Annotated in this window: 9 protein-coding genes and 1 pseudogene; 9 read left to right on the top strand and 1 reads right to left on the bottom strand. The window is 73.5% G+C overall.

What is annotated here, in order from left to right; genetic code table 11:
- Positions 1-137 precede the first annotated feature (137 nt).
- The 8 genes and pseudogenes from ABEB06_RS00770 to ABEB06_RS00735 all read left to right on the top strand — a co-directional run bounded on the left by ABEB06_RS00770 (position 138) and on the right by ABEB06_RS00735 (position 10,400).
- Positions 138-1,016, top strand: a complete 879-nt coding sequence (locus ABEB06_RS00770; protein ID WP_345694782.1) for a carbohydrate ABC transporter permease — start codon at positions 138-140, stop codon at positions 1,014-1,016.
- Positions 1,013-1,936, top strand: a complete 924-nt coding sequence (locus ABEB06_RS00765) for a carbohydrate ABC transporter permease (RefSeq protein ID WP_345694781.1) — start codon at positions 1,013-1,015, stop codon at positions 1,934-1,936. Before ABEB06_RS00770 ends, ABEB06_RS00765 begins: the two co-directional genes overlap by 4 nt.
- On the top strand, positions 1,933-2,697 hold the full coding sequence (locus ABEB06_RS00760) for a GntR family transcriptional regulator (protein ID WP_345694780.1): 765 nt from the start codon (positions 1,933-1,935) through the stop codon (positions 2,695-2,697). Before ABEB06_RS00765 ends, ABEB06_RS00760 begins: the two co-directional genes overlap by 4 nt.
- Positions 2,694-3,698: an ROK family protein gene (locus ABEB06_RS00755; RefSeq protein WP_345694779.1), complete on the top strand. Its 1,005-nt coding sequence runs from the start codon at positions 2,694-2,696 to the stop codon at positions 3,696-3,698. The genes ABEB06_RS00760 and ABEB06_RS00755 overlap by 4 nt, the downstream gene beginning before the upstream one ends.
- The gene (locus ABEB06_RS00750; RefSeq protein ID WP_345694778.1) at positions 3,695-5,254 is read left to right on the top strand and encodes a DUF4127 family protein; all 1,560 of its coding nucleotides are present in this window, start codon (positions 3,695-3,697) and stop codon (positions 5,252-5,254) included. Before ABEB06_RS00755 ends, ABEB06_RS00750 begins: the two co-directional genes overlap by 4 nt.
- A pseudogene (locus ABEB06_RS00745) lies at positions 5,251-6,708 on the top strand (FAD-dependent oxidoreductase); the annotation flags it as partial. The gene ABEB06_RS00750 and the pseudogene ABEB06_RS00745, both read left to right, overlap by 4 nt.
- A gap of 357 nt (positions 6,709-7,065) precedes the next feature.
- Entirely contained in the window at positions 7,066-7,761 is a 696-nt protein-coding gene (locus ABEB06_RS00740) for an N-acetylmannosamine-6-phosphate 2-epimerase (protein ID WP_425559752.1), read from the top strand.
- The gene (locus ABEB06_RS00735) at positions 7,758-10,400 is read left to right on the top strand and encodes a glycoside hydrolase family 38 N-terminal domain-containing protein (RefSeq protein ID WP_345694777.1); all 2,643 of its coding nucleotides are present in this window, start codon (positions 7,758-7,760) and stop codon (positions 10,398-10,400) included. Before ABEB06_RS00740 ends, ABEB06_RS00735 begins: the two co-directional genes overlap by 4 nt.
- A gap of 103 nt (positions 10,401-10,503) precedes the next feature.
- Here ABEB06_RS00735 and ABEB06_RS00730 read toward each other — a convergent pair whose 3' ends face one another.
- On the bottom strand, positions 10,504-11,298 hold the full coding sequence (locus tag ABEB06_RS00730; protein ID WP_345694776.1) for an SGNH/GDSL hydrolase family protein: 795 nt from the start codon (positions 11,296-11,298) through the stop codon (positions 10,504-10,506).
- Positions 11,299-11,588: 290 nt separating this feature from the next.
- Here ABEB06_RS00730 and ABEB06_RS00725 point away from each other — a divergent pair, with 290 nt between their 5' ends.
- A complete protein-coding gene (locus ABEB06_RS00725; RefSeq protein ID WP_345694775.1) occupies positions 11,589-12,563 on the top strand; it encodes a LacI family DNA-binding transcriptional regulator in 975 nt (324 codons plus the stop codon).
- The last annotated feature ends 155 nt before the right edge of the window (positions 12,564-12,718 follow it).

The raw sequence follows: 12,718 nt of genomic DNA, 5'->3' as shown, positions 1-12,718 counted from the left end.
CCCGCACGCGTCCGGCCCCGTACTCCCGGCCAGGCCCCCGGCCCGGTCAGGACGCGTCGTCGCGGGCGGCTCCATCCGCCGCCCGCGACGACTGCCCACCCAGATCCCGCGCCCGCACCGTACGACAGGAGACCCCCGTGACCGGCCGACGCTGGTACGTCCCCTGGCTCTTCCTCCTCCCGGCCCTGGCCGTAGCCGTCTGCTTCTTCATCGTCCCGTTCGCCAACACCGCGGTGCTGTCGTTCACCAACGCCAGCACGCTGGGCGGCGGGACCTTCACCGGCGGGCACAACTACGCCCGGCTGCTGCACGACGACCAGTTCTGGCAGTCGGTCCGCAACACGCTGCTCTACACGGCGATCGTGGTGCCCTGCCTGGTGGTGCTGCCGCTGCTGCTGGCGGTGCTGGTGCAGAAGCGGATCGCCGGCATCGGTTTCTTCCGTGCGGTGTTCTACTCGCCCGTGGTGGCGTCGATGGTGGTCGCGGGCCTGATCTGGTCGTGGCTGCTCTCCAGCGACGGCCTGGTCAACTCCGTGCTGCGCGGTCTCCACCTCGTCGCCGCGCCGGTGCCCTTCCTCACCGACGCGCGACTTCTGCTGTTCAGTGCGATGGCCATGACGGTGTGGAAGGGCCTGGGCTACTACATGGTGGTCTACCTGGCGGCCCTGGCCAACGTGCCCCGGTCGCTGCTGGAGGCGGCCGAGGTGGACGGCGCCGGCGCCCCGCGCCGCTTCTTCCACGTCACCCTCCCGCTCGTGCGCCCCACCATGGTGCTCGTCGCGACGCTCGCGGCGATCGGCTCCGCGAAGGTGTTCGCCGAGGTCTACACCCTGAGTGACGGAAGTGCGGGTCCGGGCGGAGAGGCCCGCACCTTGGTCTACACCATTCGCGAGGTCGGTCTCGGACTGGGCGGGGAGGCCGGATACGCCTCCGCGATGAGCATCGTGCTGTTCCTCGGCACCCTCGGCCTGTCCGTCGCCGTCACCCGCCTCAACAGCCGCGAGGAGAGGGCATGACCCCGCTGCAGGCCCCCCACGCCCCCGCAGGCGCCGAGACACGCCGCGCGGACACCGTGCCGCAGGCGGCCACCCCGGTGCCGGCCTCCCGCCGAGTGCGTACCACCGCGGGACTGGCAGGCCGCTACCTGCTGCTCGCGCTGGTCTTCGCCCTCACCGTCGGCCCGTTCCTGTGGCAGCTGTCCACCTCCCTCAAGGGCAACGGGGAGCGGGTGTTCGGCTACCCGCCGCAGCTCGTTCCCTCCCGCCCGACCCTGCACCACTACGCCGAGGTGCTGGACACCGTGCCGGTGCTGAAGTTCGCCGGCAACTCGCTGCTCGTCGCGCTCGGCTCGGTGCTCACCAACTGCCTCCTCGGCTCCATGGCGGGCTACGCGCTGGCACGGATGAGGTTCCGCGGCCGGGCCCTCGCCGCCGGCGTCTTCCTCGCCACGATGATCATCCCGTTCGAGAGCATCATGGTCTCCGAGTTCCTCGTGGCCCGTTCGCTGCACCTGACCGACACGCTGCTCGGCGTGATGCTCCCCGGTGCGGCGTCCGGCCTGTCGGTCATGCTGATGCGCAACGCCTTCCGCCGGCTGCCCGCCGAGATCGAGGAGGCGGCGATCCTGGACGGCGCCGGCGAGTGGACCAGGTTCCGGCGGATCGCGCTGCCGTCCGTGCGGGGAACCCTCGCCGCCGTAGCGATCTTCAGCTTCGTCTTCAGCTGGGACGACTTCCTGTGGCCGCTGGTGTCGCTGTCGGACCAGGGCAAGTACACGCTGACCATCGGCATCCAGTACCTGTCGGGGACGTTCACCAATGACCAGCGGGTGATCGCCGCAGGCACGATGATGGCGGTCGTACCGCTGCTGGCCTTGTTCTTCGCCCTTCAGCGGTTCTTCTTCCGTGGCGTCGGTGAGGGAGCGGTCAAGGGATGAGCAGGACGACGAACAGGACGCTCGGCGGAACCGGCCGTACGGCCGGCGCCAAGCAGGAGCCCAAGCACGAGACGCTGCGACGCGCCCTGCTCGACCTCGTCGAGGCGTCCGCGCCGCACGACCCGCTGCCCAGCGAGCGTGAGCTGATGACCCGTTACGACGTCAGCCGGGTCACGGTGCGCCGGGCGGTGGAACGGCTCGGCCAGGAAGGCCGCATCTACCGCGTCCAGGGGTCGGGAACGTTCGTCGCGGACCGCGAGACGATCAGCAAGTCCCTCCACCTGACGTCGTTCTCCGAGGACATTCGTGCCCGGCGCATGACTCCGGCCGGTCGAATGCTCCTGATGGAGCGGGTCCCCGCCGACGTCGTGAACGCCCGCGACCTGTTCGTCGAGCCCGGCACGCCGCTGATCCACCTGGAGAGGCTGCGGACCGCGGACGGCGAGCCCATGTGCCTGGAGAACGTCTGGCTGCCGGAAACCCTGCTGCCGGGGCTCCTCGACCGGGGCGAACCGGCTTCGCTCTACGACGAGCTCGAGCGCGCCGGTGCCGCCCCCGACAGTGCGCAGCAGACCGTCCGGGCCACCCTCGTGGACGCCACGCAGGCAACCCTGCTCAACGTGCCGCCGCAGTTCCCCGCACTCTGCGTCGAGCGGGTGACCCGCGACGCAAGGGGGCGGGCCGTCGAGCGGGCGGTGAGCCTCTACCGCGCCGACCGCTACGACTTCACCTTCACCATCACCAGGGAACGCCGACGATGAGATCCACCCCCGGGAGCCCGGCTGCGGGCTGCCACCAGCCGGTCCTGGCCGTCGACATCGGCGGCACCAAGACCACGGCAGCGGTCGTGGTCGACCGCGACGGCACGCCGGTTCCCGCTGTCCGCCGCACCGCCCCCACCCCGGCGGCGGACGGTGGCGCCGCCGTCCTCGCCTCGGCGCTCGGGCTCGCGCTCGCCTGCGCCGAGGAAGGACGTGCCGTCCTCGGCACGGCAGCCGTGGCCGTCGGATTCGGCACCGCCGGCGTGGTCGACCGGCTGGGGCGATCCGTCGTCGCCGCGACCTCGGCGCTTCCCGGCTGGGCCGGAACGGAGCTCGCGAGTGCCGCTGAGCGGGAACTGGGCATGCCCGCCACCGTCATGAACGACGTGCAGGCCTTCCTGGCCGGCGAGTGCGCGGCCGGGGCCGCCCGGCACTGCGACGTCGCCGTGGCCGTCATGGCGGGTACGGGCATCGGGGGAGCCGTGGCGGTGGGCGGCAGGCTCGTCCGAGGCGCCCACGGCGCTGCCGGGCACCTCGGTCACCTCCCCGTCCCCGGCGCCGAGTCCCTGCTGTGCCCCTGCGGGGCGACGGGGCACGTGGAGGCGCGTGCTGCCGGTCCCGCCATGACCGACGAGGCGCGTCGCCGACTGCCCGACCGCCACCTTCCCGACCTGCGGGCCGTGGCGGCCCTGGCAGAGGCCGGCGACTCGGTGGCCCGGTCCGTTCTCGAGTCGGGCGGTCACGCGCTCGGCACCGCCCTGGCGGGTGTGGTGGCGGCGCTCGACCCGGACGTGGTCGTGCTCGGGGGCGGCGCGGCCGCCTCGGGTCCGTGGTTCGAAGCCGGTCTGCGGGCGGCCCTCGCGTCCCACACCCTGCCCCTGCTGGCGGGCGTCCGGTTGACCCGCTCCGCCCTCGATGCCGACGCGGTCCTGATCGGCGCCGCGACAGAAGCCCGCCGCCTGCCCGCCGACGCCTCCTCCGAAAGCACAGGAACGCTGTGACACCCCCTCGAATCGCTCTCGTTCCGCTGGACGAGCGTCCGGCCTGTGCCGAACTCCCGCGTCTGGTGGCTGCCGTGGCCGGTGTGGCGCTGGTGACACCGCCGGCCGAGGCCATGCCGGCGCTGCGCCGGGCCGGAAGCCCTGATGCCCTGGCGGCCTGGCTCACCGGTCTGGAGGCGGACGCCGTCGTCGTCTCGCTCGAGACACTGGGCCACGGCGGCCTGATCGCCTCGCGCACCCGGCCCGCCTCCGTCGCCTCCGTGACGGCGGCGTGGGCGCCGCTGCGCGACCTGGCGTCCCGGGGCGTCGCGGTCCACGCCGTCACCCTGATCACCCGCACTCCGGACTCGTCCGACGCGATGGAGGAGCCCGACTACTGGGACCCGCACGGACCTGCGCTGCACCGCCTCTCGGCCTCCCTGCACCGGGCAGCGGGCGACCACGCGGCCGTCGCGGCAGTGCTGGAGGCGTCCGAGCGCGTCGACGGCGTGCCGGCGGAGATCCGCGCGGACTTCCTCAGCCGGCGGGTGCGCAACCACGCCGTGAACACGGCCGCGCTCGAACTGGTCGCCGACGGCACCCTGCGCTCGTTGGTCGTCGGCGCCGACGACACGGCCGAGCACGGACTGGCGACCGCCGAACTGCGATGGCTGGACACCTGGACCGCCTGGCTCGGCCTGGGCGAGCGCGTCAGCGTCCGCCCCGGAGCCGACGAAGCATGCACCGTGCTCCTCGCACGCACCCTGCTCGACGTCCTGGGAGCACAGGCCCCCACCGTCCGGATCGAGGCCGTCGACCCCGCGGGGCTGCGCCGCGTCGCCGCCTACGAGAACGTGCCCGTGGCCACCACGGCGACCCGGCAGCTCCAGGCCTGCGGCGCGGTCGTCCGTGACGACGACCCGGACGTCGTCCTCCTCGTGCACACCCCCGACGGCGCGGGGGACTGGGCGGTCGCCCCGCCCGTTGCCACCGACCCCGCGCCCGCCCGGGCCCTCGCCGAGCGCGCGGCGACCCTGCTGGCCGCCGGGCAGGCCGTCGCCGTCGCCGACTGCGCCCAGCCCAACGGCGCCGATCCGCAGCTGGTCGAAGCCCTGGCCGAGGCGGGCGTCCTGGAGCACCTGACCGCGTACGCGGGATGGAACACCGCGGGGAACACCCTGGGAACGGTGGCAGCCCATGCCGTTGCGGCCGTCGCCGCCCGGCGGGCGGGCCGCTTCGACGAGCGGGCACACCGCCGTCTGCTGCTCCACCGCCTGGTCGAGGACTGGGGCTGGATGAGCAACGAACGCGCACGCGTGCGCGCCGCCCTGGGAAGCGACCCGACCCGTCACGACCGCGTTCCGGCCGACCATCCCGTGATGGCCGACATCGCGGCCGGCCTGGCGAGGCGGCGCGCCGAACTGCCGGGCTTCGCCGCCCTGAGCGTGGACCCGTCGTCCGTCAGGCTGCCCTGGTCGCGGACCTTCGAGGTCGACTTCGCGCTCGACGATCCCGGCGACACCACGACCGACCCAGCAACCGACACGCGCAACGGCGCCCCGGAGGCCGCCCGATGACAACCCACGAGCCCGCACCCGCACGGCAGCCGGCCGCCGAGATCGCCGTCATCGGCGGTGGACTCGGCGGGGTGGCCGCTGCCCTGGCTGCCGCAGAAGCCGGCCGCACCGTCGTCCTGACCAGCGACCAGCAGGTGCTCGGAGGCCAGATCACCACCCAGCTCGTGCCCGCCCTCGACGAGCACCCGCACATCGAAGCGCCCGGCGGTTCCTCGGCCTCCTACCAGCGGCTGCGCCGGGCACTGCGGGCCGAGTACGGCGAGGACAACCCCGGTGGCGGCTGGGTCAGCCGGCTGTGCTTCGAACCGCAGGCAGCCGTCCGGGCCATCGACTCCCTCCTGGCCCCGCACGTCACCGCCGGCCGGCTCCGGATCGTCACCGGCGTGCGCCCGGTCAGGGCGGTGCGGGAGGACGGCCGGATCGTCTCGGTGCGGCTGCGCGACGGCCAGGGCCACGACGTCACCGTTGCCGCAGAGGTGTTCTGCGACGCGACCGAGACCGGTGAGCTCCTCCCGCTGGCGGGCGCGCCGTGGGTGATCGGCTCGGAGGGCCGCGAGGCCTTCGGGGAGAGCCTGGCCCTGCCCGGCGGAGGCCATCCGCACGCCGTGCAGTCCTGCACCACCGGGCTGCTCGTCGAGCACCGGCCGGGAGAGGACCACACGGTGCCGCGCCCCGAGGGGTACGAGCGCTGGCGTGACTCCCAGCCGTTCACCCTGGAGATCGCCGGTTGGGACGACCGGTCGCACCGCTACCGCATGTTCGTCGACGGACCGGACGGTCATCCGCCGTTCTGGACCTACCGTCGCCTGCGCGAAGGCGCCCTGTTCGGCACCACCGACCTCGCGCTGATCAACTGGGCCGGCAACGACTACGCCGACGCCTCCCTCGTGCACGAGCCCGACCGTGCGCGCGCCGAGTCCCGCCGGCTGTCGCTCGCGTTCCTGCACTGGCTGCAGACCGAATGCCCGCGCGACGACGGCACCGGCGCCGGCTACCCGGGACTGCGTCCGGTACCGGACGCGACCTGCGCGCCGGACGGCCTGGCCGCCGAACCGTACGTGCGCGAGTCCCGGCGACTGGCGGCGCGCATCCCGGTGCGGCAGCAGGACCTGGAGCCCGTCCTGGGCCAGGCACGTGCGGCCAACATGGCCGACAGCGGCGGCCTGGCGTTCTACCACATGGACCTCCACGCCAGGATCGGTCACCCGCGGTCGGCGTACTCGCCGACCGCGCCGTTCCAGGTCCCCCTGTCGGCACTTGTCGCCGACGCCCCGAGCAACCTGCTGGCCGCAGCGAAGAACCTCGCGGCCACCCAGGCGGCTGCCGCCGCCTACCGGGTCCACCACGGTGAATGGGCGGTCGGCGAGGCCGCCGGCACCCTCGCGGCCCAGGCGGTCGCCCGGGCGCTGGAACCGGCCGAACTGCTCGACGAACCCGCCGAGGTGGCGCTCCTGCAGCGTGCGCTCGTGCACCGCGGCGTTCCGCTCGCCTGGCTGCTCGATCTCGACCCGGCCGACCCCCTGTTCGCCCCCGCCCACCGCCTCGCCGCCGCCGGCGGCCTCGGCGGTGCCCGCCGCGAACGACTCACCGCCGAGCCGGAGGCACCCTGCGACGAGCAGGACCGGGCGGCGCTGGTCACGGCCGCCGACCAACTGGCTCCCGGGGCCGGACGTGCCGCCGACCACCTGCCGACCGACGCCTCCTGGGGAGAGGTCGTCGCCGCGCTGGGAGCCGCTGTCGAGGAGCTGACCGTCGACACCGGTGGCCGACGGCCGGCCGTGCCATCCGGCGGGCGGCCCTCCCGCAGCCGCGTGGTGCTGCCTTCCGGTCTGGCCGGCAAGCTGGTGGTCTCGTGCCAGGCCCTGCCGGGGGAACCGCTGCACGGGCCGCAGTTCATGGCCCAGATGGCGGTTGCCGCGCACAGCGGCGGCGCCGCAGCGGTACGGATCAACGGGCCGGCGGACATCGCCGCCGTGCGGATGGCCGTTCCGCTTCCGGTGATCGGTCTGTGGAAGGACGGCGAAGACGGCCCGTACATCACACCCACCCTCGAACACGCCATGGCCGTGGCGGACGCGGGCGCCGACATCGTCGCCCTGGACGGCACCAGCCGGCCGCGACCTGACGGGCGCTCGCTCGCCGACACGATCGAGGCGTTGCACGCGCGCGGGATCCCGGTCATGGCGGACGTGGCCACGCTGGAGGACGGCCTGGCCGCCGCCGCCGCCGGCGCGGACCTGGTGAGCACCACCCTGTCCGGGTACACCCCCGACAGTCCCCACCAGCCGGGGCCCGACCTGCAACTGGTGCGTGCCCTGGCCGACCGGCTCGACGTCCCCGTCGTGGCCGAGGGCCGCATCGCGACCCCCGTCGAGGCGGCCGCCGCTCTTGCCGCCGGCGCCCACACCGTCGTGGTCGGCGGGGCCATCACCCGGCCCGCCGACCTGACCGCCCGCTTCGCCGCGGCCCTCGCATCCACCCGCCCTGCCCCGGAGAGCCAGCCGTGACCATCACCCCCCGTCCGCCCGTGGACTGCCACGTCGTCACCCACGTGCACTGGGACCGCGAGTGGTACCGCCCGTTCGAGTCCTACCGGGCGCGTCTGGTCGAACTGGCCGAGCGGGTGTGCGACGAGCTGGACGACGGCCGCACGACGACCTTCCACCTCGACGGCCAGACCATCGTTCTCGCGGACGTCCAGGCGCTGCGCCCCGACCTCGCCGACCGGCTCGCCGGCCACGCCCGGGCCGGTCGGCTCACGCTCGGTCCGTGGCACGTCCTCGCCGACAACCAGCTGGTGTCGGGCGAGAACCTGGTGCGCAACCTGCTGACCGCCCGCCGCTGGGGCGGCCGGGTGGGCGCGCTCGCCGAGGTCGGCTACTGCCCGGACACCTTCGGACACCCGGCGGACCTGCCGCGCATCCTCAACGGCTTCGGAATGGACACGGCCCTGGTGTGGCGGGGTGCCCCCGACGGCGTGGCCCGCTTCCACTGGCGGTCGCCCGACGGGTCCCAGGTCCTGGCGGCCAATCAGGGCTACCACGCCGCCGAGGTGCTGTGGGCCGAGCCCGGCGGTGACGCCGGCCGCGCCGAGCGCGTCGCGGAGTTCCTTGCCGCTGAAGGAGAGCGGCTGCCCGGTGGGCCGTGGCTGTTGATGAACGGCGGCGACCACCTGGCCCCGACCGATCCCGCGGGCGCGCTGAAGGCGGTCGCCGGTGCGGCCGCGAACGAGGGCGCCGAGCTGCGGGAGAGCACGCTGGCGGCGTTCTTCGCGGCGGCACGTGAGGCCGCCCGGACGGGTGGCGTGCCGGTGGTGGAGGGCGCGCTGCGGCACCGGCCCGGCCGGCTGACGTTCCTGCTGCCGGGCACGCTGTCGGCCCGGACGTACCTCAAGCAGGCGAACGCCGCCGCGCAGACCGTGCTGGAGCGCTGGGCGGAGCCCCTGCTGGCCCTGCACGCCGCGGGGGACGCGACCCTCACGGAGGAACTGCGTCACGCGTGGGAGCTGCTGCTGCGCAATTCGCCGCACGACTCGATCTGCGGATGCAGTGTGGACGAGGTGCACCGTGAGAACGAGGTGCGGTTCGACCGCGTCCGGCAGGTCGCCGAGCACGTCGTCGCGCGCGCCCTGGGGGCGGCCGGCCTCGACACCCGCCTCTACGGCGCCCCGGAGGGCGACCGGGCGTCGTTCGCGGTCCTGAACCCGCACCCGAGCCCGCTCGGCGGGCCGGTCGTGGTGGAGCTGCTCACCGCGCCGGGCCGTTTCCCGCAGTCCGTCACGGGACCGGACGGAGCGGCTGTCGCGTTCGAGTGGGAAGAGGTCGGTGAGGAGACCGCGTTCGAAGCGGACCTGGACCTGCTGCCGGACTCGCGGCCGGCGCTGCGCCACCGGCTCCGCCTGCTGGCCGCCGGCATCCCGGCCCTGGGCCACGGCGTGTACGCGGTGGCCCTCGGCGACACGCCGCCCACGGACGCGGCCGCGCCGGGGGAGGACGGTGAACGGACCCTGGACCTCGAAGGGGGTGCGAAGCTCCTCGTCGAGCAGGACGCGTCGCTGACCATGGTCCTGGCGGACGGCACCGCACTGCCGGGCCTGGGCCTGCTGGTCGACGACGGCGACCGCGGCGACACCTACAACTTCGACCCCGTCCCGCACGACGTCCCCAGGGTGCCGCGGCTGCTCGCCGTTCGCCGCCGGGTCTCCCGGGTGCGTGCGGTGCTGGAGATCGACGCGGTGATCGACGTGCCCGCGGCGCTGACGGCGGACCGCACGGCCCGCAGCGCGGACACGGTGGCGATGCCGGTGGCGGTCACCGTCGAGCAGTGGCACGGCGTGAGCGCGCTGCGATGGAACGCACGCCTCGACAACCCGGCCGACGATCACCGTCTGCGGGTCCATTTCCCCACCCCGGCGCCGTCCGCCCGCTGGAGCGCCGACACCCACTACAGCCTCCTCGACCACCCCGTCGGCGCGGACCTCGGCCCGCTCCCCACCGAGCGGGCCCACGAGGCCGAGTACGGGTGCGTCCCGGTGCAGAGCGTGTCCGCGATCGGCGACGGCGACGTTCGCATCGCGGTCGCGGCGGCCGGTCTGCCGGAACGCACCGGCCTCGCCGCGCAGCACAGCGGCTCCGGCTGCGACGAGATGGTCATCACCCTGCTCCGCTCGGTCGGCTGGCTGTCGCGTTTCGACCTCAAGGCCCGCACCACCGGCGCCGGCCCGATGCTGCCCACCCCCCAAGCACAGTGCCGCCGGCCGCACTCCTTCGACCTGGCGATCGAGGTCGGCGAGCGCGTCGCGACCGACATGGCCCTTGCCCGGCTCGCCGACACCACCACCGTGCCGCTGCGTGGCGTCCAGCTCCGCCCCGGCAGCAGCCCCGCTGCGCCGGTCGCTCCCGGGTTGCGGGTGGACGGCGCGCGGATGACCGCCCTCAAGCCGGCTGACGACGGAAACGGCCTCGTCCTGCGCCTGTCCAACCCGACCGGGGAGCAGATCCGAGGGGACGTCGAACTGCCCGGGGGTTGGCGGGCGACGCCGGTGCGGCTCGACGAGTCCCCGGTCGCGGCCCCTTGTCCGACCGGCACGATCCACCACACCTTCCGGCCCTACGAACTGTGGAGCCTTCGCCTCACCCGTGCCTGACCGCCGCAGGCCCCGCCGTCGGGGCAGGGACCGACGAGCCGCTCCGCCCGCCCCCGCGGCTGGGTGGAGCGGCTCGTCGGCGTTCGGTGGCAGCCGCCGGGTGTCAGGTTCGGGCGGAGAAGACCGGCAGGTAGCCGTTGGCGTGTCCTGCGACGTTCGGGTGGTAGCTCTCGTGGACCGGGATCCGGGTGCTGTTGAGCCACCAGTCGGACGAGCAGATCTCGTGGTTGGTGAAGACCTGACGGACGTCGCCGAAGCTGAACCCGGCGGCGGAGGCGCGGCCCGAGACGACGGAGTCGATCGTGTCGGCGGCACCGTTGATGGCGTTGCGGCTGGTGTCGCTGATGCCGAAGGAGCAGCTACCGCCGATCTTGTACAGGTGGGGGTATCCGAGGACGACCACTCTGGCGGACGGGGCCCGGTTGCGGATGCCCGCGTAGACCTGGTCGAGCAGGCCCGGGAGCTTGGAGTTGGCGAACGCCTTGGCGTTGTTGACGGCGGTCAGGCACGCGTCGGTTCCGCTGAGCACACAGGTCTGCATGGCGCCGGCGAAACCGGCGTCGTTCCCGCCGATGCTGATGCTGACGAGCGTGGTGGAGCTGTTCAGGGAGGAGAGCTGGTTGTTGATGACGTCCGTGGTGGTGGCGCCGGAGCAGGCGACGAACGCGAACGAGGTGGGCGCGTGGGCGGCGGCCCACAGCGCGGGGTAGGCGTGGTTGCTGCGGTTGCAGGATCCGGCGGAGCCGATGTAGTCACCGGTTCCCTCGCCCGAGGAGTACGAGTCGCCGAGTGCGACGTAGTTCCCGCCGGCGGCGGAGGCGGGGGTCGCGGTGAGGAGCAGACTGCCGGCGAGCAGCAGTCCGGTGCCGAACAGGGGCAGGACGGAGCGCGATTTCACGGGACCTCCCACGGTCTACGCGCGCCACATTGACGCGGCGGTAACTTTTTAGCGGCGTCCTCCGCGTTCTGAAAGATTCGTCACAGGGGCGGTTTCGTGAATCGGGTTCACCAGCCCCTCACTGCGAGGGAGTTGTCGAGCGAGACGCGTGGGCTGTACTCGCGGGCGCGGTATGCAGTGACCCCCACCGCTTGTCGCACTGCCAGTGGCCCCGTGCGGGGGGCGGGTAGCCTGCCCGCGGGAATCCGTGGACCGCAGTCAGGAAGGGGGCTCGAGTGGATCGGGTCACCATGGCCGACGTCGCCAAGGCCGCCGGGGTATCGGTGGCGACCGTGTCGTACGTGCTCTCGGGCAAGCGACCGGTCAGACCTGAGACGCGGGTGGCGGTGGAGGCTGCGATCCGGCAGCTCGGATTCACCCTGAACAGCGCTGCGCGAAGCCTGAGGACGGGGCGTTCCGCCCTGGTGGGGCTGGTGGTGCCGGATCTGGCAAACCCGTTCTTCGCGCAATTGGCCTCTGCCCTGCAGGAGCACGTCAGGGACCTGGGCCTGCACGTGGTTGTCTGCAACACGCGGGCGGACCGCAGGGAGGAGCTGGCCTTCGTCCGCGAGGCCGTGCAGCAGCAGTTCGCGGGGGTGGTCATCACACCGTTCCGGCTGGTGGCCAAGGACCTCAAGCCGCTCGAGGATGCCGGGGTGCCGGTGGTGGTGAGCGCCGACATCCGGCTCGACGGGGTGGACCGCGTCGAGCCCGAGGCCCGCGCCGCCATGCGCGCCGCGCTCACGGCGGTCACGGCGTCCGGCCGTCGGCGCATCGCCATGATCGCCGGACCGCGAGACGCGACAGGTGGCGACCCGCGCCTGGAGCTCCTGCGGGCTCTGACCGGCCAGTTCGGCACGGTGTTGCCGCACGGCATGGTCGTGCGCGGAGAGCACACCCGGGAGGCCGGCGCGGCGGGCTTCGGGCAGCTCATGGGCCTGAGGCACCCGCCGGACGCGGTCTTCTGCGCGAACGACGTGATCGCTGTCGGGGCCATGGGCCGGGCGGAGGAGCTGGGGCTCCGGATCCCCGGGGACGTCTCTCTGATCGGCTACGACGACGCCGACTTCGCCTCGCTCGTCCGGCCACGTCTGACCACGATCCGCTATCCGGCCGGTGCGGTGGGAGCCGCCGCGGCGAGGCTGTTGCGGGAGCGGATGGACGGCCGGTCGGTTCCGAAGACCCTGAGGGTCGGCGCGGAATTCGTGGAGCGGGAGTCGGTCTGAGCGTCCCCTTCCGTACGGTCCGGGGGCGGTCGTGGACCCGTTGCGTAATCGATTACGCGCATGAACTCCTCCGCCTGGCGGTCGGTCATAAGTCCACTTCAAAGCCTGTTTTGGCTGTCCTTCTCGGTAGAACTGGGCTTTGCAGCCGGTAACTT

The organism is Kitasatospora terrestris, from assembly GCF_039542905.1.
GTDB classification, from domain to species: Bacteria; Actinomycetota; Actinomycetes; order Streptomycetales; family Streptomycetaceae; genus Kitasatospora; species Kitasatospora terrestris.
This window is presented reverse-complemented; position numbering and strand designations above follow the sequence as displayed.